Here is a 25039-nt window from a genome sequence, read left to right as displayed (position 1 = left end):
CAACCTATTTCAACCATTAACATGAAAAGAAAAGTATCATTATTTATCACTTGTCTTCTACTTGGTGCCTTGCCCTTGGTAGTTAATGCACAAGCAGAAAGTCTTGGGGTGCAAAAAGCCAAGGCCTTCATTCAATCACTGAGCGATGCTCAAAAAAGTAGGGCATTGTATTCCTTTGATGCAGTTACACGATTCAACTGGCACTTCTTGCCTCCAACGATGGTCGCTCGTCATGGCACTGTTGTCAAAGATATGGATGCGAATCAAAAGCAATTACTCTATGATTTCATGCAAGTGTATTTGAGCGAGAAAGGCTTCAAGAAAACGCGCGACATCATGGATTTTGAATATTATTTGAAAGAAATTCAACCGAAAAATCCGAGTCGAATTCCAGAGAATCAATTCGTAGCATTTTATGGCGACCCGAGTAAAGATAAAGTTTGGGGATGGAAATTTGGTGGGCATCACATTGCACTAAATTTCACAGTGGTGGATGATAAGCTTTCTTATGCTCCCTTTTTCTTTGGTGTATATCCTGCAGAAGCAGAAAGTGGAGAAAGAAAAGGAACTCGCCTCATGAAGGAAGAAGAAGATATGGCCTTGGATTTAATCAATTCCTTATCTGACAAACAAAAAGCAAAAGCGATTTTTAGCATGACTACCTTCAATGAGGTAGTTACTACCAATTCCGTTCATGTAGGTCCATTGCCTGATGAAGGGATTTCGGTAAAGGACCTGAATAACCAGCAAAAGTCTAGTTTAAATCAATTGATCATACACTATTTATCAGCCATGCCTCCTAAAATTGCAGAAATGCGCCTTAAACATATTGCCAATGAAGATTTCAATTCGGTCAAATTTGCTTGGGCTGGCACTACCGAACGTAAGAAGGCTCATTATTACCGAATTCAAGGAAAATCATTCTTAGTCGAATTTGATAATACCCAAGATAATGCCAACCACATCCATACTGTTTGGAGAGATTTCCGAGGTGATTTTGGCACGGATTTATTGAAAGAGCATTATATGACGGCAGAGCACCACCAGCATAAATAAATAAATAAATAAATAAATAAAAGGCCAGATTTAATTCTGGCCTTTTTTTATGACTTAAAAATACGATCCATCAAGATCCATTTTTGACCTGGCTTAGCCCAAGGTAAAGGCTTCTGGAATTTCCACATGAGCTCCTCCCATGCAGCTATTTTAGGATTAGTAGTATCAAAGGCCGCTTTTTTCTCAAAAGTAAAAGCATCATCGGTCTCTAATATCATGAACATACGATTTCCCGTACGGAAAATTTCAATATTTGTAACACCTGCGTCGATGTCATGCTGGGTTACTTCCGGCCAAGCACTTCCTGGCGCATGGTATTGTTCATATTCCTTGATTAATTCAGGATCATCTACTAGATCTAAGGCCAAACAAAATCGTTGCATGGGTTTGAGTTTTATTATTTGAAATACTGTTTATACGATAACATGGTCTGTTCGGCTGCTTTCAGAGGATTAGGCCAAGGAAATGCTTCCGCCGAAATGGCACCTTGGTATTCGACTTGCTTCAAAGCTGCTGCTATTTCCTTCATGGAAGTATGCCCCATGCCCATAGGTCTACGATTCGAATCTGCCAAATGCACATGTCCTATCCAAGGTCCATTTTCAAGAATACTTTGCGCAATATCTACCTCTTCAATGTTCATATGAAACAAATCAGCCAACAATCGAATATGGCGGGTGGAAAGTCCTTCTAAAAATGCTCGACCAGCCCCCAAGGTATTAAAGAGATTGGTCTCATATCGATTCAAAGGTTCATAGATTAAAGGTACTCCTAGCTTTTCTGCGTGTGTCCCTAAATATTCCAAGGCATCTTTCAAATGCATTATAGATTCCTCTCTTTGATCAGGCAATGCATTTCCTTGCATAGAACCTATGATGGTTACAGCACCAAAATGCGCGCCAAAATCCATCATGGATTGGATAAAATGAATGGCCCTCTTTCTGGTTTCTGGATTGGGGTCCGTGAGTGTCAAACCATGAATGACTTTTCCTGCTCCACTGCCTACCGCTGCTAATTTTAGCGCATATTTTGACAATAACTTTTCTAAATGACCCTTATCAATACTATCCGCAGATTCAGTAAAAAGTTCAATGGCATCAAATCCCAAGTCTGATGCTTGAGCCATACTTGCTTCCAAATCCTCCCAAAAAATCCATGGACCCGACTTGATTTGAGGCACTAGGGCAATAGTTACACAAGATTGCATCATTTTATTCTCCAAAATTCACCATAATTTTCACGATTCCTTGAGCATTTTGTGCCCAATCAGCTAAGGCCTGTCCAGCCTCTTCAATGGGCACAACTCGACTAATCACTTCTTCCACAGGAAATTGACCCGATTCCAAGTAAGCAATTACCTCTGGAAACTCATCCGTGCAATTTCTGGAACCTAAAATTTCTATTTCTTTTCTAACAAATACACCGGTATTAAATTCCACCGGCTTTTTGGCATATCCTATACAAACTACTCGACCGGTATAAGCAACCTCTTCTACTGCTGCTCGATAAGTTATATGACTACCTACGGCTTCGATAATAACATCTGGCCCGTCACCGTTGGTAATCTTTTGTAAAGCTTCATGAAAATCTTCCAGACTGGTATTAATGGTATGTTGTACGCCTATTTTCCGAGCAATTGCGAGTTTAGCATCATCAATATCGACAGCTATTACTTGAGCCCCACGATTTACAGCAGATGCCAAAGCTCCCATTCCCACAATACCGCATCCAATGACCGCTACTATATCAGAAGCATTCACGCGTCCTCTTGCTGCAGCATGAAAACCCACGGTTAGAGGCTCAACTAGGGCCAGTTCTTTCAAGGATAAAGTATGTGAAAGATAGACATCTTGCCAAGGTATAGTGATGTAGCGCGTCATGGCACCAGGTCTTCTTACTCCCATGGTTTTATTATCTTGGCAGGCATTTCTACGACCTTTCCGACAAGAAACACAGGTTCCACAATTTAAGTAAGGATAAATGGTGACACGCTGACCAATTTGCCAATCAGCCGGCACACCTTCTCCTATTTCTTCAATGGTGGCACCAACCTCATGACCTAATACATTGGGATATTCCTGCAATTCAAATAAGCCTTTAAATCCATTCAAATCACCTCCACAAAAACCCACCATACCAATGCGAAGTAATATTTCTCCTGCTTGGGGAATGGGCTTGTCAATTTCCCTAATTTCGGTTTGGCCGACTTCGGTTAAGAATAATGCTTTCATCGTTTTGTGTAGGTTTATTGCTTTCTAGACATGTTATTTTCGGGTCTTCCTTCATACCACATGCGGTTTTTGAAGGGAGCTATGATTTCTTCTAAAGCGGCTAATAATCCATCAGGGATTACAAAATCTACTGCAGCCACATTTTCCTGAATGGTTTTCATGTCGCACATGCCAACAATCGTTGTTGCTATATCTGGATGGTCCATCGCATAACGCAAAGCTACATCGCTGAGGCGAACATCGTATGCTTGACAAACTGCTAATAAGCGAGGTTGCAAAGCTTTCACTTCCTCCGAGGCATTGTGCCAAGAGGGCAATGTTGCATCAGAAAGTATTCGTTGCATTAAGGGAGCAGCATTCATTAATCCAAAATCCATTTCTTTAGACATTGGGACAAGTTCTGCATTAATTTCATCTTGCAATAAATTATAATGAGCCCAAGAAAGGACGGTATCAATTTCTACTTCACGGGCTATGGCGGCTAAATAATTAACAGGTAAGCCTGTAATCCCTATAAATCTTGCTTTCCCTGATTTTTTTACGGCTTCAATAGCTGGAATTGCTTCATTTAACACCTGTTCTTGGGAGCCAAATTCGATATCATGCAATTGATATAAATCCACAAAGTCCGTTTGAAGTCTCTTTAGGGAATCGTCGATACTACTTAGAATTTTTTGATAAGAAAAGTCAAATTCTCTCAAATCATATCGACCCGCCTTAGTAGCCAAATAAACCTCATTTCTTTTCCCTTTCAAGGCCTTTCCCAATCGTGTTTCAGCTAAGGTAATACCGTAAAAAGGAGCCACATCGACAAAATTCACTCCGTGATCAATCGCATAATGAACGGCAGCAATACCCTCTTTTTCATCACATTCCTCGAAAACATTGCCTAATGGGGAGGCTCCAAAGCCTAAAATGGATACTTCTAAATTCGTTTTGCCTAGACGACGGTAGCGCATAATTAAATTATGAATTATAAATTATAGATTATAAATGGTAAATAGGGATTGGTATATTAATGAATCAAGCTAGTAGAAAAATCAGAGATCTCTATCCTTATTTCGTCTAAATTTAGAATGATTTTTCTCAAAATCTTAGACAGTTTGTTGAAAACAACTGATATATTTTAACAATATCAAATTTCTTTGGCCCGTTTATTATATACAATTCCCTTTGCTATGTTCCCGATTAACCGTTCAATGTAGAATGGAGAATGTAGAATGGAGAATGGATAATTATTAGTATTTAGGAATTAACATGTAGAATAGAACTATCCCCATTTATCATTTATCATTTATAATTCATCATTTACATTTTCTTCAAGTATTCCATCGGAGTAGTGCCCTCTTCTTCTTGAAAGGCACTGATGAAACGGTATAGGGTACCAAATCCGGAAGCCAAAGCGATTGCTTCCATGTCTTCTTGACTTAAGTTTTGGGATTTTTGATCTTTCAAAAGCGCCTTGGCATGTGCAATACGCAATTGTGCCCTTAATTTGGTAAACTTGGACTTGATGATGTAATTGAAACAATAATAAATATGGTGTTTCGGAATATCGAGTTTTAATGCCAGGAAATCTACATTAAAATCAGGATCCAAATACCATTTACCTTCATGAATATGATCTAAAATGTATTTAGCATCCTGTTGGAATGGATCATCCGATTTCCCTACAAAAGAATATACATCATTCGCATCTACTTTATGCTCGAAGTTCTTTCTCTTTCCCTTTTTGTGGATTGGAATACCATATAAAATCGGAGGAAAAGCTAAAATCAGTAAAGGAATAGTTAAGAAAAATACACCTGTCAAATAACCCAGTGGTGAAGAATTAACCAATTCCTTATTCACTACGTCAGAAAAAATGAACAAGATAGCTCCCGTAAAATAACTAACACAGGCCAGCGTGGACAAGGAAATCAACCAAACTAACCAGCGCTTGATCAACGTTTTCTGAGCAGAAACAGGGGAATATTTAGCTAAACTACGGTTATAACGAAGAAACAAGGAAATGGTCGCCACCAAATAAATCATAAAAAACAAAGGCCGACCAATCACATTAAAATAACTCGGATAAAGCACCCCTTCATTCCATACTTTTAGCACCTCTGGATTATCAATAATTTTGCGTGCAACCACTAACTTATAATCCCAATTTTTAAAATAAAAGGGGAATATGGATAAAAAAGAAAATAAAGCAGGGATGAAATGAAAGTAATCCTTTTGAGACAATTTATTCCGGTCTGTTAATGTCCCACGAACATAGAAAAACAATAGCGGACCAAATAAATAATAGGTTGGAGTAATGTGGTAATTGAATACCGCCATCAAGGACTCATTATCCCCCATAAATGCAAAATAATGCAAAAGGCCTGACAAGGCGATAGCCACTAAAAACCCTGTTAAATAAATGGTATTTTTGTTTACCCGAAAATTAAATACGGCCAATACCAATGAAATAATGAGTTTGAAAGCGACTATGTAGATTAACATTTTCTAATTCAATTATTTCGGTTTGACACTAGCATGGCTGGGATAGAATACGCTCCATGAATGAGAGAGTCAACAGATTTCTTTTCTGTCGCTTCTCAAATGAGATTACTGGAGAATTACGAATTATAGAACAGCTCAAACTTTATTATAGAATGGTAAACGCAAAGGTAATTTGATTTTTTAATCAGCCTAATATTTTTAACAATATTTTCATGTAGGCAGATACAAAAAAAACAGGTCAAATATCATTCAAATAACATTAATAGTGATAAACCATTCATTTTGATTAGACTATACAATCTCAAAATGAGAAATAAAAAATTTAATAATAAAATATTATTCCAATCATATAGTAATTAGCGTTCTCTCAAAATCTGATTTAAAAACACCATCGTTTTTGTCCCAATATTGAAAAATACCCTTTCCTTGCCGAAAAATAAATACTTGTAAGACCCTACAAAGACCTGAATGTTTTATGAGGAAAAATCTTATTTTTGCTAACCTTAATACAAGAAAAACCAACCTATATAATTATGTTAAAATTATCACTCAGTTTGATTTACTCCTTTTTACTTTTTTGGGGATTTCAGTTTTTTCAACCCCATTTCTCTGAAAAAAGTACAAAATCGTTCGCCCTCGTCGATACATTATCTAACGCATCTGCGTGGCCAACACAAGATATTCAAGTAAGTAATTTTGCTTCAGCAGATATCACACCTAGCCCAGCCTGTATAGCCGTAGCCGCCACAGGTGAAGTATTTGTTGGTATTGACCAAATTGGTTCTTTGGGTAAAACTCCAGGTAAAGGATATATCTTAAAATTAACAGATTCCAACAATGATGGCCGTGTAGATCAGCAAAGCAAATTTGCCATGGTCGATAATCCACGAGGTATCATTTCTTTAGGAGACAAAGTATTTGTACTTCATACGGTATTTTCTCCTGAGACCAAGAAAGCGACTGGTATGGATTTAGTTGTTTTTGAAGATAAAAATAAAGATGGCGTGGCTGACGGACCTTCCAGTCCCTTAATCCAACATATCAGTTCTCCTAAGTTTTTACAAAGCAGAGGGACTGATCATGCCACCAATGGTATTAGAATGGGAATAGATGGATGGATTTACATTGCTGCTGGAGACTTTGGTTTTCACAATGCCACCGATAGAAGTGGAAAGAAAATAACCATGTTAGGGGGAGGAATTGTTCGTGTAAGACCAGATGGAACCGAAATGGAAGTTTATACCCATGGGACAAGAAATATTTACGATGTGGCCATTGATCCTTATATGAATATTTTCACTCGCGACAATACCAATGATGGTGCTGGTTGGAATATTCGTTTTAGCCACCATATCCAATCAGGAGAATATGGCTACCCATTATTGTTTAAGCATTTTACCGAAGAGATTCTTCCTGCCTTGGTTGATGTCGGTGGTGGATCTGGTACTGGGTCTTTATTCATGGATGAACCTACATGGCCAGCAAAATACAACCAAGTGCCCATGATGGCGGATTGGGGAAATAGCATTTTATACATTCATCGCGTTACACCTGACGGTGCTAGTTATACGCAGAAAGATGAAACATTCATTAAATTAAAACAAATTACTGATTTAGATGTGGATGGCTCTGGCCGTTTGTATTTAGCCGCTTGGGATGGAGCTGGTTATTCGGGTAATCCCAACAAGGGATTTGTGGTACGCGCAGTTCCTAAAGGCTGGACCTACAAAGCTTTCCCACAAGTTAGTAGCTTGTCGGCGGATGAATTAGGCAAATTATTACAATCCAACAGTGCCGTAGCACGTTTAAATGCCCAACAAGAATTGTTAAATAGGGACTTAAAAGTGACCGCTTCTATCTCATGGAAATTGGCGGCAGACAAAAAAGCACCTTTGTATGCTCGTTCGGCAGGTATCTTCACATTCGCACAAGCAGCAAATGAACAGGGTATTTTAGAATTGGTGAAATTACTAGCAGATAAAGACGTGAAAGAGTTGGCCATTAGAGCCTTGGCGGATAGAAAAACCAAAAATAAATTAGTTCCAATTCAACCATTCATTCAAGCCTTAAAAGATCCTTCTCCGAGAATTCAAGTTAGTGCTGCTATTGCTTTGGGACGATTAGGGAAACCAGAAGCTATTCCTGCCTTATTAGCAGTAAAAGTTCCTTCCTCCTTTGTAGCACCTCCAAAAGATCAAGAAGGTCCGCATGCGACTCCTAATTCGGCCATCATTCCTGCCCACGTAGCAGTGCAAGCATTGGTAAAACTGAATGCAGTAAACGCTTGTGTTAAGGCCATCTCTGGTCCAAATTCCACAATTGCTTTATGGGCATTGCGTTATATGCATCAACCAGCTGCAGTACAAGGATTATTAGCTGCCTATAAAAAATCCAGCAATCCTAGTTTCAAAAAACAATTGTTAGCGAATCTAGCTCGATTATACAAAATGGAAGCTCCTTACGAAGGTGAATATTGGTGGAGTACCAAACCAAATGGACATGGCCCTTATTATAAAACAGTGGATTGGGAGTCTAGCCCAATCATTAAGGAATTTTTATTAGCAGAATTCCAAAAAGCGAATGACGCCGATAAAGCCTATTTCGTAGATTTGAATGAAAAAAATCAGATGGAGATTGCCGAACTAGGAACTGCCGTGAACAATCTTGCCAAAGAAGAACCAAAAGTTGACTTGGCTTCTATTCGCAATAAAAAAGGACAAATCGGTAACGCCTCCATTGAAGATGTCATGTTAGCTATGGCTCAAATCAAAGGAAATCCTGCTACTGGGCGTGCCTTATTTACCAAACAAGGTTGTGTGGTTTGTCACAGTTTAAAAAGTGGTGAGACTTTGAAAGGACCATTCATGGGGCAAATTGGTGCCATTATGAGTCGTGAGCAAATCGCTGAATCTATCTTGAAACCAAATGCCTCTATTTCTCAAGGATTCGTTACGGTATTAGTGACTACTAAAGATAAAAAAGAACATATGGGTTTTGTGACGGCAGAATCTCCTGATAGAATTGTGATGCGCGACATTACAGGTCAAATCACTAGCATCAAAACGGCCGATATCCGTTCAAGAAAAGAAATGGAAACATCCATGATGCCGGATGGCTTAACCAATGAACTATCCTATGAAGAATTTGCTTCCTTAATCACTTTCTTATCAGAACAGAAGAAGTAAATTTTCAAACAGAATAAATCTAAAAAATCATACACAGATTTTATCTTATAACACAAAAGCTCAGGATTTTAAATCCTGAGCTTTTGTGTTATTTATCAATCAGCAAAAATTAAACTCGCATAAAATCACCTTGCCAATCATGAATGGACTTCTTGATTTCTTTAGGATTAAGGTTTTTAGCAATAGCCTCATCAATCAATGCCAATAATTCCTGGTCGCTGGCAAAACGAAGGGCAACTATTTGTTTGATGCTTAATAAATTTTCCTTTTCCGTGAAAGGCAAATGAGTTAATTGATAATACCGTAATCTCATCTCCAATCGAATAATTCGATCCTGATTTTTATTGGCATAAATACGAGCAATAAAAGAAATGGAAATAAATAAGGCACCAACCAATAAATACAACCAATTGTCGACGGGATCCTCTAAAGTCAATTCAATTGTCCAAATAAATAGGAAAAAGGAAAGCGGCATGATAATGAAATGATGTAAATGATAATACCGCGTGTGGTTATCGTAATCTTGATACATAAGTTTAAAGTTTAATCAATTATTATTAAGGGAGTAGAATATGAATGCAATATTGCTTAAAATTTATCAATTTGATACTATATAAACCTAACCGTTTAATAAAATATTTGAAAATGAGTACCAAATAAATAAAAAATACGAAAAGAGGCTATATGAACTAAGCACCAAGATTTATTATGTTTAAACATATGACAAAAGTAGCCTAATCCCATAAAATCCATTAATCCAATCAAGTATATATTGATTCTTGTTGATTTTCTTTTATGGCCATAAATTCAACATTTAGCCTTAAATTTCGTTTAAATTCAAAATCCACTTTTGCATGTATATTGATCTAGAACGAATTCTACTTTCCATCCTCATTGGAGCGGTTATTGGCCTGGAAAGGGAGTATCGTTCCAAATCCGCTGGATTAAGAACTATGATTTTGGTTTGTGTAGGATCCTGCATATTCACGCTACTTTCTTATAAAATTGGATTAGGCAGTCAGGATAGAATTGCTGCCAATGTTCTAACAGGTATAGGTTTTCTGGGCGCAGGGGTCATATTTAGAGAAAAAGATCGAGTGACAGGTATCACGACAGCAACTACCATTTGGGTGGTTTCGGCACTAGGCATGACCATAGGAGCTGGTTTTGAATTACTAGCTTGCTTTACCTCAGCTATTGTTATTCTCATTTTAAGTGCATTTATCCTGGTTCAAAATTTCATCAGCAAATTAAATCACGTACGTGTATATACGTTGAGATTTGAATATACAGACTCATTCGACTACAAACATGTGGAGGCTCTATTTAAGAAGTTGAAAATGAAAATATTGTATTCTCAGAAAATAAAATCAGGCAAAGACTTTACCTTTAACCTAACTGTTCAAGGATCAGAAAAAGCCCATCACATGATAGCAAGCCAATTGCTTAAAAATGATAAGATTAAACACCTGGAGTTTTAGTTATGAGTGATTAGTTATTGGGTATTAGGGGGCGTTTGTTAGGCTATAAATTATGTCAAAAGAATTACGAATCAGTATTATTGGTGGAGGAGCAGCAGGTTTTTTTGCCGCTATTTCTGCTAAGCAGCATAATCCCAATGCCCACGTACAAATCCTTGAAAAAACATCCCATGTTTTAGCCAAAGTGAAAATATCGGGCGGAGGAAGATGCAATGTCTGTCATGCAGAATTCAACAACAGAAAATTAGCAGAACATTATCCACGAGGAGAGAAATTTCTGAAAAAGGCCTTTGAACAGTTTGATGCTGCCTCCACCATGGAATGGTTTGAAAAGCGTCTAGTTGCCCTAACTACCTATCCAGATGGCTGTGTATTCCCTCTTTCCAATACTTCACAAAGCATCATAGATTGCTTTATGAGAGAAGCCAAAAAGCTCGACATTGAGATTTTGTTACACCATGGAATTGAATCCATTACAAGGCAAGAATCAGGCGGATTTGTATTAGGAAGCAAGGATAAAACAATCAACACGGATCGAGTAATCGTGACCACAGGGGGCCAGCCTAAATTAACAGGATTGCATTGGTTAGAAGCGCTAGGCCACCCGATCGTCCCACCTGTCCCATCGCTTTTTACCTTCAATATGCCCGATGAACCCATCAAAGAATTTATGGGATTAGTCGTGGAAAAGGCAACTGTACGCATTGAAGGTCAAAAGCTGCTAGGTAAAGGTCCCTTGCTAATCACGCATTGGGGAATGAGTGGACCAGCTATCTTGCAATTATCTGCTTGGGGCGCGCGCATGTTGGCTGAGGTCAATTACCAATTCTCCATTTTAGTGAATTGGTTAGATGAAACCAAAGAATCCGAGCTGCGTGAAAAACTTGAAAACACCAAAAAAATCCATGGTGGTAAAATGATTTCCAACCATGGTCCTTTTCCCATTCCTTCCCGACTTTGGAACTTTTTACTCACGAAAAATGAAATCAACCTGAATTCTCGTTGGAATGAAGTAAACCCCAAACAAATCAACAAACTAGTCAATACTTTATTAAACGACCGATATCAAGTACAAGGTAAAACCACCTTTAAAGAGGAGTTTGTCACAGCCGGTGGAGTAGACCTTTCTGAAATTCATGTTCAAAGCATGGAAAGCAAACAAGTACCCGGATTATTTTTTGCGGGAGAAATCATGGACATCGATGGCATTACTGGTGGATTTAACTTTCAAGCAGCATGGACCACGGGTTTTATAGCAGGTAAATGCGCGGCTCAATAAGCAGGTAAGTCAGGTTGATAATTGCATAATATTTCAATAGTTTTGTTGACTATTTTAGAACAAAAAGAATCAGTAATTTCTTTACTCTACCTATCACAACATGAACAGAAGAAGCGCCTTAAAAAACCTAAGTATGGTCTTGGGTACCACCGCTTTACCTAGCTGGGCCTACCAGTGGAACACTCAGTCCTTTACAGCAGCTCAAGGACCTAATACAGAATTATTAGGTGCTGTAGTCAATGCCATCATTCCGGAAACCGATAGTCCTGGAGCCAAGACCATCGGAGCTCACTTATACATCGAGCGAATGGTAAAAGATTGTATGAGCAAAGAAGACCAACAGGCATTCCAAAATGGATTACAAAAATTGGTTTCTTCAGCCTTGAAAAACCACCAAAAAACTTTCCAGCAGTTAAGCAGCCAAGACCAAATCAACCTGTTAACTGGCCTACAAAATTCAAGCATGCCAGAAGACAATCAATTTTTCAAACGGATAAAAGGTTTAACTATCGCCTCCTATACGAGTTCGGAATACTTTTTAACACAACATAGAAATTATACCATCGCTCCTGGTTTTTACCATGGCTGCGTTCCTGTTCAATAAGCTTTATACTTCCTAGACATGTCTAATTTTAATATAGATTCCAAAAAACAAAGAACCTTTGATGCCATTGTGGTAGGTTCTGGTATCAGTGGTGGCTGGGCTGCCAAAGAATTGTGCGACAATGGGTTAAAAACATTGGTATTAGAGCGCGGCCGGGATGTGAAACACATCGTGGATTACCCAACTACCTTGAAAGAGCCTTGGGAATTTGATCATTTGGGGGCTTTGACCAAAGAAATGAAAGATGCCAATCCCATTGCGACTAAATGCTATGCATTCAACGAGGATTCGTCTCACTTTTTTGTAAAAGATAAAGAGCATCCCTACATACAAGAGAAACCTTTCGACTGGATTCGTGGATACCAGGTAGGAGGAAAATCCCTATTGTGGGCCCGTGGAACTCAGCGCTGGTCTAAATATGACTTTGAAGGTCCTGCAAGGGATGGTTTTGACAATCACTGGCCTATCACCTATCAAGATTTAGCTCCTTGGTATAGCCATGTGGAAATTTTTGCGGGTATTAGTGGGAATAAAGATGGTTTGGAGCAATTACCAGACGGTGAATTCTTGAAACCCCATGAGCAATCATGCGTTGAAAAACATTTTACTGCTGAAATGAAAAAGCATTATAAAGGCAGTAGACCCGTCATCATTGGTCGCTGTGCTCACTTGACAGATCCGCAGCCTATACATTTCAAACAAGGTAGAGCACAATGCCAGCAACGGGATTTATGCCAAAGAGGTTGTCCTTATGGAGGTTATTTCTCCAGTAATGCTTCCACCCTACCTTGGGCTCAAAACACAGGAAATTTAACGCTTAGACCCAATTCCGTAGTTCATTCCATTATCTACGATGAAAAATCAGGAAAGGCCTCAGGGGTTAAAGTGATCGACAGCAAAACAAAAGAAGAAATACATTTTTATGCCAAAATCATTTTCTTGAATGCGGCAACCATCAATACTAATTTGATTCTTTTAAATTCTAAATCGCACCGTTTCCCGAATGGACTTGGCAACGATAATGGCTTGATGGGTCATTACATTCACTTCCACAATTTCCATACGGGAATGTCGGCAGAATATGAAGGCATGTTGGAAAGCAAGACAGAGGGTATTCGCCCCAATGGAAGCTATATACCTCGTTTCCGCAATGTATTCAAACAAGAAACCGACTTCTTGCGTGGTTATGCGGCAGGCTTCAGTGCTCGTCGACCAATAATCAGCAACCAGGAAGGTATAGGTCAAGAATTGAAAGACCATTTATTCCAAAAGAAATACGGCAATTGGATAGTTGGCTCACACTTCATGGGTGAAACCATTCCAAAACATTCCAATTATGTCAAGTTGGATGCTAGTAAAAAAGACGACTGGGGTGTACCATTGGCGCGTTTGAACGTAGATTTTGACGATAATGACCGTAAAATGGAACAAGATTATCAGGATCAAATGACGGAGATGCTGACTCTGGCAGGCTTTAAAAACATCAAAGCCAACCCGAAAAAGACTTGGAATCCAGGATTAGATATCCATGAAATGGGCGGAGTAATCATGGGGAATGACCCTAAGACTTCCCAATTAAATAAATGGAATCAATTACATCATTGCAAAAATGTATTTGTGACAGATGGAGCCAGTATGACTTCTAATTCTACACAGAATCCTTCCTTAACTTACATGGCCTTGACTGCTCGTGCTGCGAATTATGCGGTGGCGGAGTTGAAGAAGAAAAACCTGTAAGGTAATTGTAAATGGTGAATGGTAAATGGTGAATGAGGGGAAGAAAATCATGAATAGTAAGTGGTAAATTGTAAATGAGTGTTGTTATGAAAAAAAGCTTCGTTATTGCCTACAGGATTTACTTGTTACCGCTTTTCATTTTCCTTTCTTTGCCTTCTTTTGGAAAAAATGGAGCGGATTCATCTGCGTATAAGGCTGTGCTAAATCTAGCCTACGGCAATGCCCCAGATGAACGAAATTTATTGGATATATTTTTACCTAATTCACCTAATCCTAATACCAAAATGCTGGTCTTCATTCATGGAGGATATTGGACGAAAGGAAGTAAAAACCAATTACCCAAAGCTCTAATCCAAATATTGGCTGGTAAAAAAGGCTATGCGGTAGCATCCATCAATTACCGTTTAGTTAAAGATAATCAAAATCGTTATCCAGTTCAGATGGATGACATCCAACAAGCCCTACGTTTCTTGAATCTTAAAGCTGATAGCCTCGGATACAAAAAAGGGGAATTCGGTTTGTTAGGTGCTAGTGCCGGAGCATATTTGGCATTAATGTATGCTTATACAGCTGATCCAAAAAAAGAAATAAAAACGGTCATTGATATTGTGGGTCCCACCGACTTCACCGACCCAATGGTACGAGGTAAAAACTTAGAAGCGGATAAAACCATCACCAATTTCTTGGGAGTTTCAGACCCCAATGCTCCTTTGGCCAAAGAATCAAGTCCGCTATTGAGAGTAAACGCTGCTAGTGCTGTCCCAACCATCATTTTTCATGGAGAAAACGATGAAGTAGTGCATGTACAACAAGCCAAGAATCTGTATGCCAAACTAAGTCAGTTGGGTATAAAAACTCAGCTTGAGCTTTATCCCAATGAAACTCATGAAATGCGTAAAAGCCTTTTCAGTGTTTTCCTAAAAATGGGCACTTGGCTAGATCAAGTATATCCAAGCGGTGTAAAAAACTAGTGAACGGGCTTTAATACCACTTGATACTGAAGCTTCTGATCAGGCTGTGTCGCTAATTTAAATCCCACAAATCGGGTTCCCGGATTAGGTGCGTCGTAGTCATGATTGGGTTCTGTTGACCAGGTCACCCATTCCCCTTTCACTCCTTTTACCTGCAGGTTTAAACGCTTCCCTTTTTGGGTTAAATGTGCCTTACCTGGGCCATCTGCATGAAATTCAGCTGCAGTCAACATGGTCCAAACCAGTTCTCCACCCTGCTTCCCCCATTGTACTCGATCACTAATCTCTAACTTCCTTTTGTTTACTAAAGCCACTTGACGAGATACCTCTTTTGCTTGATCAGCATAAAGCGAGCTCAAATCCATACTCACCTCGGTCCTTTTATTGTTCTGTAGCTTCCACCGTAATTCTGCTTTCCCTTTCACCGCTTGCAATTGATTATTGAGCGTCAAAGTATTGTGCGATTTATTATGGTATCTAAAAACATCCCAACGCTGTGAATTTTGCTCTTTTCCCCAGATTCCTACTCCTTTGGATTCTAAAGATTCGTAATTCTGCATACCAAAATCCATAGCCCAACGCTCCCCCAGTGCATCAAATACAAAAGAACCTACATCCATATGTCCATGGTTCACAGAAGGCGAACCTCCCTTCACTCCCACATACAAGGCATTGGGGTCTGTCCATGAAGAACGCATCATAGCCACAGGATTTGGGCCAGCCCCCAGATAACTTAATTTTGCTGGGATTGCATGATGTACCAATGAGGCCTCTTTTCCCCAAACCATAACCAGAGGTAGCAATCGGTCCGTGACCAAATTCTTAACCACTTTCAAGGTATTGACTTCCGTAAATAATAGACTATTATTTTGTGTCTTGGCAGCAAACCAAAACATGGCTGGATGAAAATCAATCCCATCTCCAGAATCCGAATAATTAAAATTCTTTCCGGAAGGCCCTGCCATATGAAGTAGGTAATTAGCACCGGCATAAAAACCAGGGGATTCATTTAATCCAAAACTGGATCCATAGGCTTTTTCAATGGCATCGTTGTACAAAACTTGAAATGAAGTTCCATAGCCCCAATAAGCATATCCTTCCGGATAAGCTCCGTCTGGGCCATAGTCTTTCATGGGTAAAACAATGGATTTTTGTGCACGCTGCAGCAGCTCTTTGGCTTTTTCTGGATAATCTTCTTGAATAGCTAAAATCCCTAAACTCATGCCCGCATTACAAACTTGATTCCAGTTATGGCTAGCCTTCAACCAACTCGTGTAACGCTCATCATAAGAAGGCTCTATTCCTTTGGATAAAATGGCCGACTTAATCAATTTCTTAGACTCTGGAGATAAAGCATCAAACAACCAATCGTAACCAATAGCCACGGCAGTAGTCATTTCTGCCACATCCAAAAAATGAGATGGATTCCAATCCGTGAATTGACAAATCTGCAATAGCTCTTTTTCAGCCCTCTGAGCATAGATAGGCTGCTGTGTCATTCGGTAAGCATAAGACCAAAACAAAGTCCTTCGCAGCATTTCACGGGAAACTCCAAGCAGTCGACGCCCAATTTGTTTACGTTCCAAAGGCTGTCTCGAAAGTAAAAGATCAGCTTCTTTTAGAATCTGCTGATGTAAATTAGCCCAAAGTGAATCTTGTTGAATATTTCGATGAATGATGGCTTCATCTGATTTCAAAAACAATAAACGAGGATGTCCTTGAGCGGCAGGTAATAATCGATTAAAATCTTGAGCCAAAGTAATTTGAGCTACGAATAGCCAATAAATCAGGAATCCTTTTTTCATCTTGTTCTAATAGGTTTTGTCTTGTCAAACATTTTGTAAATTTGACACACATGCTGTCAAGGTCTAACCAAATATATGAAATCATTCACCAAGCTGTATTGTCTATTCCTACTTTTGATCTTCAGCTTTATGAATGGGGTTGCTCAACATACCTATACGCTCGCTGGTACCATTTTGGATAAGCAAAAAAAGGAAGGAGTTTCCTTTGCTCATGTGTATCTAAACGGCACTTCTTTTGGTACGCAAGCCGACGATAAAGGAAATTTTACATTAAAAAACGTTCTTGCAGGAAACTATCAATTCCTCATTTCCATGGTGGGTTTTCAAGCACTTTCGGTACCCATTTCCGTAATGCAGGATATCAAAAATTTGCATTTTGACATGTTGGAAAACATCACGGACTTAGTTGAAATAAAAGTCCAAGGCCAACGCGACCGTGTTTGGGAAAGGCAAATCCGTCAATTTGAAAATGAATTTTTAGGTAGAGACATAGACAGAGATTTGGTTAAAATCCTGAATAGAGAGGCCATTGATTTTGAGTTTGACCCAAGCACAAAAACGCTCAAAGCAAGTTCAAAAGAGCCACTTTTGATAGAGAACAAAGAACTAGGATATCTCTACCATGGATTCTTGGTCGGGTTTGAGAAAGCACCCAGACAATTAAATTTCAAATCTAGTGGCTATTTTGAAGCATTAAACCCCATTTCAAACAAAGAGAAAGCAAAATGGGAGAAAAATAGAAAATATGCTTTTCAAGGATCCATCAGGCATTTTCTTTTGGCATTAATGAATCAGTCCCTGACAGATGAAGGGTTTTATGTGACTTATTATAAAGAAAATCGCCTCAGCAATCCTCCTCCATTTAAGATGGAAGAAGTTCTTTTCACCACGAATAAACCTAATATTTTTGCTATTGATTTAAAGGGCATCATCAACGTGGAGTTCGATTCGCCAAGGCAATTTTCCAAATTAAAACCTATGGCAAAGACCATTTTGGTGGAAAGCAATGGAACCTTATTAGATCCCTATTCCATCGAAGTATTTGGTAAAATGTCTGAATCTAGAATGGGAAATGAACTCCCACTAGATTATGTCTATGAATTAAAAAAATAGGCATAAAAAAACACCCGACAGAGCCTATCGGGTGTTTTTGCAAGAAATCAAATTACAATACTTTATCTGTATCGGTAGTAAAAATTCGGGTACTAATGGTGTAGCTACCCCCATTTGGATCCTTGTATTTCAAATCCATATAAAATGCCTGATATCCTTTTTTTACATAAGGGATTACGTATTTAACCGTATTCCCAACTGGTTTCACCCGACGAGTTAACCATAAATTATTTCTAAAATCACGATCGGCAGAGGTGGTACCCCAAATGGCCGCATCTTCCAAATCTGTAGGATTAGCATTCACAGTCAATTCAAAACCTTCCTTACCTTTCACCACATTCCAAGTAGGAACTGGTACTTCTTTATTTTGGAGAGATAAACCAAAGAAGGCACTTAATGCCTCAATCGCCTGTTTTCCTCCCGCTAAATCATGGCCAGCATTAGGCACGTAATGAATTAAGTTTTTACCCGGAATCTGATCAAAATAATGCTTAATGGCATCTGCTGTCCAATAAGGGTCATTGGTTCCAATGAAAATGATTTTAGGAACTGTCATATTAGCTCGATAAGAATAAGGATCTATCATACTATTGATAGCCTTCCCTACTGGTGTTCCCGTGCCTTGAGGAATTCCCAATTTCACATAATCCTCTATTTGATCACTGTATTCACCATAGGTATCCTTCTGGTAATTCAGGGTCGCAGGCATATTCAACATATCAATCACCATGGGTCCAATAGCCTTCACACGAGAATCGCCAATAGCACTAGACAACCATGTCGTCCAACCGCGTTTAGAAGCTCCAGAAATCACGAAATCCTTTATTTGAATATTGGCTTTCTTCTTAGCAAACTCCTGAATGGCATCCATTCCCCTAACTGCGGATTTCACCATAGGAAACAACAATGGCCAAGAATGGTCACCCGTTTCTCTAAATTGATGTAAGGTATAAGAAATCAATTCATCTTCCGTTTTACCTCTATACAAAGGTTGATTGGGTACCTGCTTAATCAAGGCTACAATAGCATGATTTTTAGCCGCTACCATGGATAAATAGGTCCACATTTTATCCTCTTTGCTCCAATTAGGCTGTTCATCTTTATTACTTCCTCCCGTAATGAAAAGCATTGCTCCTTCATAAGTTACTTTGGCAGGAATAATGATGGTCAACTGGTGCTTCCAAGTAATATTTTGCCACTTTTGAGAAGTCAAAAGTACATTATAGCCTTTGGAAGTACCCAAAGAAACTGAGTCCTTTAATTCCCATTGATAAGTCTTATCCCCATTGGCCATATAACTTTTTAAGGCCGTTTCGGGAGTAACTTTTTGGGCAAATCCTGACAATGCCAAAAAGCAAATGGCAGCAATACTCAAGAATAATTTTTTGACAATTGAATACATATAATGAATCTTTTAAAGGTTAATTAATTACCAAGGCTTTCCTGTTCCTTGAACTACCCAGGGTTTAGACCAAGGGCTATTTTTCCCATCCGCCTCTGAATAAGTAGTTGTTTCTAACTTGTTCATAGCCGCTTCCGTATTTACTTTGTTTAAATTTCTTTCATCCAACATGTAGTAAAAACGAACGGGCAAAACCTTACGAATAGCTGCTGGTCCTGCCGTTAAAACAGGGAATCCTGTTCTGCGGTAATCAAACCATGCTTCTTGAGCGGCAGTCCAACTAGAAATCCATTTCTGTTCGATGATTTGGCTTAAAGTGCCATCAAATGCTACACCCGGATTAGCTATGTAGCTAGCATAAGTTCCACCTACTCCCCAAGTATCCAAAGAGGCTTTCACGCCTGCTTCATAATGAGCTTTAGCTGTACCGCCAACTGCCCAGCCTTTCAAGGCCGCTTCCGCTAAAATAAAACGTACTTCAGCGGCCGACATCATTCTGGATTTCAACAATGGCCCTTTGGCTTGACGGTATATATCATTGACCCATGAAACATGCGGGTTATTGGCTCCCTGCTCTGCTGTAGGGCTTAAATTATAAGAAGCCCCACCAATGATACCCGTTGGTAATCCCACGTATTCAGGATGAGTATTGACATCTCTTCCTACCACTTTATCTGGCGACAAATAACGTTTACCTCCTTCAATTCTATCGGTACCTTTGGGCAAATTTGCATCAACCACCAATGGAATCTGAACTTTATTGGCCCAAATACCTATCCTAGGATCTTTCAATTCCAATAATTTATTCACGAAAGTCGCTGCCATTTTGATTCGACGGTAGTTGGATGCACTCGCATCATACACTGCATTAGAAGGCCATGAATCACTGTCGCTATTTCCAGCAAATGGCATAGCCGCATCATCAGCAATGGCTGTAATGATGGGGTATTGCGCCGCATTGGCAAGTATTTTCTCAATTCCTGCTTTAGCTACATCCGGCTTCTTAGATGAAATGCGCATGTAATAACGCAAGGCCAATGAATTAGCTAACTTCCTCCATTTACTCGCGTTACCTTGGTAAAATACATCGGCTGTTCCTGGAGTACTTGGATACGAAGCTTTGGACAATAAGGTATTAGCTGCTTCTAAATCTGCTAAAATTCCTGTGTAAATAGTTTCTTGGGTATCATAGGCTGGGAAAGTATTGGTAGCTCCACCTTCTGCGCCTTTCAATGCGGCTGTATAAGGAGCATCACCCCATAAATCAGTAATTAAACCAAACATCATGGATTTCGTCACCAAAGCTATACCCTGATGTAATTCCAAATTCAAGGTTACCGAACGATTATATACGTATTGATTATTGCGTAGGATATCATAGTAGGATGCCCACGACTGGCTTCCTCCCCACTCATAGGTATTATGACCACCAGACCAACCGTCCTTTTGGGTATGTTGCATGACTCCTGCAATATCCTGATAACCTAAATTAACAAAGGCCTTTCCGGTTTCAGTTAATACCGTAGACATCACTAAATTGGGATTAGCAGTCTCTGGGTTTATCCCATTGGGATTCTGATTCAGCACGGTTAAATCCTTACAAGAGAATAAACTCCCTGATAGGACTAACACCAATGCTATGATTTTATATGAAGTATTTTTCATGATCTTTTGCTGTCTAAATTTCATTAAAAAGTTAAACCTAATTTGAAACCAACAGGAATAACCCAAGGGGTTACGTTGTAGCGTTCAATTCCTTGCTTGAATTGAGTTCCACCTCCCTGAACACCAGCCTCTTGTTGGAATGCTGTTTCAGGATCAATGTTTATTTTCGCTTTTGTCCAAAGGATGATATTGCGACTATACACGGAGAAATTGGCATTTTGAACTCCAATTTTCTTGAGCCATTGTTGAGGTAAATCAATACCTAAAGAAATTTCACGCAATTTCACATAATCAGCATCGTACAAGAATGCACGAGTAAATGACCAAGCTGTAGAACCAGCAAATGGCAAGGTAGTGGTACCCGCATTACCTAAGTTCTCCTTGTAACCTGTAGGATTACCCGAAGTATCATATCCTGTTGCAATCACCCCAGGAATAAATACACCTCCATGTGGGAAGTTATAAGGACCATACTTAAAACCATAGGGACCATATTCTGGTGTAGGTCCACCAACTAATGGGAAATAATTACCCGTAATCTTAATTAATCGCTCTTGATTAGCCACTAAATAACTTTTCAGTGCATCTCCTGTCAGACCGTTGGGATTAATTAATTTGTCTAAGAACAATTGAGAACGACCATTCTCTTCTCCATAACGGTAGGTTTGAGAAACGAATTGACCACCACTACGCCAATCAAATGACATATTCAAACTCAAGCGTTTGTAAGAGATGGATGTCTGCATTCCCAAAATAAAGTCTGGATTGAAATTTCCTATTTTATTCCGCGTATTGATAGCATCAATGGATTGCCACTTACCTGTATTATCCAATATTGGATAACCAAAATAAGGAGATGCTTTATCTTTAACTGTAACGATTTGGGCATCATAAATATCGCCAATTTCTTCACCTACATAAGTCCATGCTCCTCCTTTGGCATCTTGCCATAAGGTATAGTAAGGAAGATCATCTGATAATTCGACGATTCTGGTTCTATTACGAGTCCAGTTTACATTCACATCCCAATTCCAATTGGAAGATTTAACTGGGGTATAGCCCATTGTTAATTCTACTCCTTTACTTACCAATAAACCCGCATTAACGTTTTTCAAGGAATAACCTGAAGATGGAGGCAATTTGGTACTCAAGATTTGATTCCTATTTTCTACTTGATAATAGGTTCCAGAGAAACGTAATCTGTTTCGGTACAAACTCAAGTCAAAACCTGTTTCATAGGAAGTAACAATCTCTGGTTTCAAATCAGAAATCAATAAAGTTCCAGGAGTACTTAAACGAGGAATACCATCCCATGTACCTGCATTTCCTAGTGTTCCAAGCAATTGATACGGATTAGCATCATTACCCACTTGGGCTACCCCTCCACGAAATTTGAATAAATCCACCTGATTCGGCATGTTGAACATTTCATTAAACAAGACGCTCAATGAAGCAGATGGATAGAAATAAGAACGATTAGCCGCCGGCAAAGTACTTGACCAGTCGTTACGAGCCGTCACATCCAAGAAGATCATGTCTTTATAACCGATATTGGCCAAACCATACCCACTATAAATGGCACGTTGGAACCAAGTGCTATAATAATCCAAATTCGCAGGGGCAATGTTTTGTACATTAAAAGCACCCGGAACGATTAGGCCCGTTCCGCTTTTACTCGCATTGGTGATGTTTGAACCACGCTGGTAACGTGCATTTCCACCGAGAGAGAAAGATAAACTAAAGTCCTTAATGTCCTTTTTGTAGGTAGCTAAGAAATCTGCGTTACTTTCAAAGTTCGCCAAATTGATATTTCCATAAGCTCCTCTTGGGTCATTGGTATAACTATTGGCAATTTTCAACTCGCGCTGCTCGGTATAGGTATCTAAAGCATAGCGACCCATCAAACTAATCTCTGGGGTGATTTGATAATCCAAACGGATATTTCCAAACAAACGATCACGTACAAATCCATTATTTACTTCATTAGCTAAGAAATAAGGATTATTGTAGACGGTATTGTATTGAGTTCTTTGTTGTAGACCTTCCTGACCAGGCATCCAATAGTTTTTCAATTCCAAAATGTCGATATGGGGAGAAACGTTATAGGCCCATTCCAATGGATTGGTACCACGGTTACCTGCTGGACGGTTATTGGAAGAAGAACGACTCACATCCAAATTGTTGCTTAGGGTCAGCTTCTTATTGACTTTAATGGATGTGTTTAAATTCAAGGTATTTCTGAACAAATCAGAATTTGGGATAATGCCACGATTCTGCATGTTGGAGTAAGACAATCGATAATTAAATTGATCATTACTGTTTGCAATAGAAATACCATTGGTAGTAGTAATACCTGTTTGGACAAACTTGGCCACATTGTCTTTATGAGAAATTAAAGGCATGGCTATTTTCTTACCATTGGCATCCAAAGGACTATTCCATTGAACTTCTGAATAACCTTTATCTAATTCTGCTCCATAAGTAGCACCAACTTCTTCTTGAATCAATTTTCCGAAGGCATTCGATAGAGGATTTCCGGTGATGGAAACAGGAATGGCTGAAAACTGACCTGGGCCAAATTTTGTTTGCCACTTTAGATACTTATAAGGATTATCAAAAACTGTATTGGAGGTAATATTCACCGTCATTTTCTTTGATTTAGAACCCGACTTGGTCGTAATTAAAACTACACCATTCCCTGCTCTAGAACCATATAAAGCTGCGGCACTTGGACCTTTTAAAACGGAAACATTTTCAATATCCTCAGGATTTAATCCAGAAATAGAATTTCCAAAGTCAACCCGATTATCATTACCCACCTGACTAATATTATTTAGAGTATTGGCTAGAGGCACACCATCAATAACAAACAGAGGCTGATTATCAGTGCTAAGGGAATTGGCTCCGCGGATTACCATACTAACAGAAGAACCTGTTCCACCTGTGGAACTGATGGTAACCCCGGCCATTTTACCTGCCATGGCATTTAGTACGTTTTCTTGAGCCACACGGTTCATCTCTTTACCATCTACTTTAGCGACAGAATATCCCAAAGATTTTTCCTCCCTTCGAATACCCAGTGCCGTTACTACTACCTCGTTTAACATGGAAGTAGCAGGAGATAAAGTGATGTCGATTTTCTTTTGATTACCTACGCGTATCTCCAGGGGCTCGTAACCTACTGAGGAAAAGACCAATACAGAATTGGGACCTGATACTTCGATGGAATAATTTCCAGCTTCATTGGAACTACTTCCACGGGAAGTGCCCTTTAGGCTGACACTGGCACCAGGGATACCTGAACCATCTTGCTTGGAGCTGATTTTTCCACTAACTATTTGGTTTTGAGCTAATAAATTTGAACTACAAGACGCAAAAAGCCATAGGGAAAATAACCACCCCCTCAATTTTTGTTGAGTGAAGTTTACTTTCATGGTTGTTATAAATAGGTTTAAAAAAAATGAACTGCTGGCAATATAGGTAATATTCTAAATTAGCAAGTTAAAATTCCATTATTTTAGGATAAAATAGGATGAACGGCGACAAAGTGAACATGAGGAAAGGAGAAAATATGAATAAACATGAAATGTAAACTAATCTTGACAAAATTTAAAAACAATTCAAATAATTAAATTTACAATTAACTGATAATCAATATATTACAATAATTACTAACACATTGTAAAGATATGTTTAATTTAAACTATTTTTTACATATATTAAATTTTACTTGTTTTCCACACCAGCTTCCTTGAAATTGTATTTTCCAAAGCCAATACGAAAAGTAGCGAATCTGGTAATTCTCTCTACTTTGCCCATAATTAACGCACAGGCATTTTTTTTGTCCTACATTTGAAATAGAGAACACGAAACATGTGTTACAATTTTAATTTGGCAACAAATCATACTTATTTTGCATCGAAGAAAACCTAAAGCAGGAATTCTTTTGATTAAAAGCAGGTTACTCCTTGTTCTAATAAACTTAAATTATTTCCAAAGGCTTCTTTGTACAAAGGA

Annotated in this window: 18 protein-coding genes; 8 read left to right on the top strand and 10 right to left on the bottom strand. The window is 38.9% G+C overall.

What is annotated here, in order from left to right:
* The first annotated feature begins 21 nt into the window (after positions 1-21).
* On the top strand, positions 22-1056 hold the full coding sequence (locus G9H60_RS02795; RefSeq protein WP_223142588.1) for a DUF3500 domain-containing protein: 1035 nt from the start codon (positions 22-24) through the stop codon (positions 1054-1056).
* Between the two features lie 47 nt (positions 1057-1103).
* On the opposite strand, the gene G9H60_RS02790 is transcribed toward G9H60_RS02795, so the two are convergent.
* The 5 genes from G9H60_RS02790 to G9H60_RS02770 form a co-directional block, all read right to left on the bottom strand.
* Complete coding sequence (locus tag G9H60_RS02790; protein WP_223142587.1) at positions 1104-1439, bottom strand: L-rhamnose mutarotase; 336 nt, start codon at positions 1437-1439, stop codon at positions 1104-1106.
* A gap of 14 nt (positions 1440-1453) precedes the next feature.
* Positions 1454-2266 (bottom strand): sugar phosphate isomerase/epimerase family protein, encoded by an 813-nt coding sequence (locus G9H60_RS02785; RefSeq protein ID WP_317197214.1) that lies wholly within the window; start codon positions 2264-2266, stop codon positions 1454-1456.
* A 1-nt stretch (position 2267) separates the two neighbouring features.
* The gene (locus G9H60_RS02780; protein WP_223142586.1) at positions 2268-3287 is read right to left on the bottom strand and encodes a zinc-binding alcohol dehydrogenase family protein; all 1020 of its coding nucleotides are present in this window, start codon (positions 3285-3287) and stop codon (positions 2268-2270) included.
* 14 nt (positions 3288-3301) lie between these two features.
* Positions 3302-4246, bottom strand: coding sequence for an aldo/keto reductase (locus G9H60_RS02775; protein ID WP_223142585.1), 945 nt, complete (start codon positions 4244-4246; stop codon positions 3302-3304).
* 349 nt (positions 4247-4595) lie between these two features.
* Positions 4596-5780, bottom strand: coding sequence for a helix-turn-helix domain-containing protein (locus tag G9H60_RS02770; protein ID WP_223142584.1), 1185 nt, complete (start codon positions 5778-5780; stop codon positions 4596-4598).
* A 533-nt stretch (positions 5781-6313) separates the two neighbouring features.
* On the opposite strand from G9H60_RS02770, the gene G9H60_RS02765 reads away from it, so the two are divergent.
* Positions 6314-8965 carry a DUF7133 domain-containing protein gene (locus G9H60_RS02765; RefSeq protein WP_223142583.1) on the top strand — a complete coding sequence of 884 codons (2652 nt, stop codon included), beginning with the start codon at positions 6314-6316 and terminating at the stop codon, positions 8963-8965.
* Positions 8966-9074: 109 nt separating this feature from the next.
* Here G9H60_RS02765 and G9H60_RS02760 read toward each other — a convergent pair whose 3' ends face one another.
* On the bottom strand, positions 9075-9497 hold the full coding sequence (locus tag G9H60_RS02760) for a DUF6526 family protein (protein WP_223142582.1): 423 nt from the start codon (positions 9495-9497) through the stop codon (positions 9075-9077).
* Positions 9498-9819: 322 nt separating this feature from the next.
* Here G9H60_RS02760 and G9H60_RS02755 point away from each other — a divergent pair, with 322 nt between their 5' ends.
* From G9H60_RS02755 to G9H60_RS02735, 5 genes are all read left to right on the top strand, one after another.
* Positions 9820-10446, top strand: coding sequence for an MgtC/SapB family protein (locus G9H60_RS02755; protein ID WP_223142581.1), 627 nt, complete (start codon positions 9820-9822; stop codon positions 10444-10446).
* 52 nt (positions 10447-10498) lie between these two features.
* Positions 10499-11725 (top strand): BaiN/RdsA family NAD(P)/FAD-dependent oxidoreductase, encoded by a 1227-nt coding sequence (locus G9H60_RS02750; RefSeq protein WP_223142580.1) that lies wholly within the window; start codon positions 10499-10501, stop codon positions 11723-11725.
* Between the two features lie 100 nt (positions 11726-11825).
* A complete protein-coding gene (locus G9H60_RS02745) occupies positions 11826-12329 on the top strand; it encodes a gluconate 2-dehydrogenase subunit 3 family protein (RefSeq protein ID WP_223142579.1) in 504 nt (167 codons plus the stop codon).
* Positions 12330-12347: 18 nt separating this feature from the next.
* Positions 12348-14066, top strand: a complete 1719-nt coding sequence (locus tag G9H60_RS02740) for a GMC oxidoreductase (RefSeq protein ID WP_223142578.1) — start codon at positions 12348-12350, stop codon at positions 14064-14066.
* Positions 14067-14152: 86 nt separating this feature from the next.
* On the top strand, positions 14153-15037 hold the full coding sequence (locus G9H60_RS02735; protein WP_223142577.1) for an alpha/beta hydrolase: 885 nt from the start codon (positions 14153-14155) through the stop codon (positions 15035-15037).
* Here G9H60_RS02735 and G9H60_RS02730 read toward each other — a convergent pair.
* The gene (locus G9H60_RS02730; protein ID WP_223142576.1) at positions 15034-16842 is read right to left on the bottom strand and encodes a heparinase II/III domain-containing protein; all 1809 of its coding nucleotides are present in this window, start codon (positions 16840-16842) and stop codon (positions 15034-15036) included. The genes G9H60_RS02735 and G9H60_RS02730 overlap by 4 nt on opposite strands.
* 75 nt (positions 16843-16917) lie before the next feature.
* Between G9H60_RS02730 and G9H60_RS02725 the strand changes: the two genes are divergently transcribed.
* Positions 16918-17955, top strand: a complete 1038-nt coding sequence (locus G9H60_RS02725; protein ID WP_223142575.1) for a carboxypeptidase-like regulatory domain-containing protein — start codon at positions 16918-16920, stop codon at positions 17953-17955.
* 52 nt (positions 17956-18007) lie between these two features.
* Here the strand turns inward: G9H60_RS02725 and G9H60_RS02720 are convergent, their stop codons facing one another.
* Genes G9H60_RS02720 through G9H60_RS02710 form a run of 3 tightly spaced genes read right to left on the bottom strand, consistent with a single transcriptional unit; the run spans position 18008 to position 24456 of the window.
* Positions 18008-19357: a PhoPQ-activated pathogenicity-related family protein gene (locus G9H60_RS02720; protein ID WP_223142574.1), complete on the bottom strand. Its 1350-nt coding sequence runs from the start codon at positions 19355-19357 to the stop codon at positions 18008-18010.
* A gap of 27 nt (positions 19358-19384) precedes the next feature.
* Positions 19385-21022, bottom strand: a complete 1638-nt coding sequence (locus G9H60_RS02715; RefSeq protein ID WP_223142573.1) for a SusD/RagB family nutrient-binding outer membrane lipoprotein — start codon at positions 21020-21022, stop codon at positions 19385-19387.
* A gap of 23 nt (positions 21023-21045) precedes the next feature.
* Positions 21046-24456: a SusC/RagA family TonB-linked outer membrane protein gene (locus tag G9H60_RS02710; protein WP_223142572.1), complete on the bottom strand. Its 3411-nt coding sequence runs from the start codon at positions 24454-24456 to the stop codon at positions 21046-21048.
* Between the last annotated feature and the right edge of the window lie 583 nt (positions 24457-25039).

Source organism: Aquirufa aurantiipilula (assembly GCF_019923745.1).
In the GTDB taxonomy this organism is placed as follows: domain Bacteria; phylum Bacteroidota; class Bacteroidia; order Cytophagales; family Spirosomataceae; genus Aquirufa; species Aquirufa aurantiipilula.
Note: the sequence above shows the minus strand (reverse complement) of the source record. Positions and strands in the feature narration are given on the sequence as shown.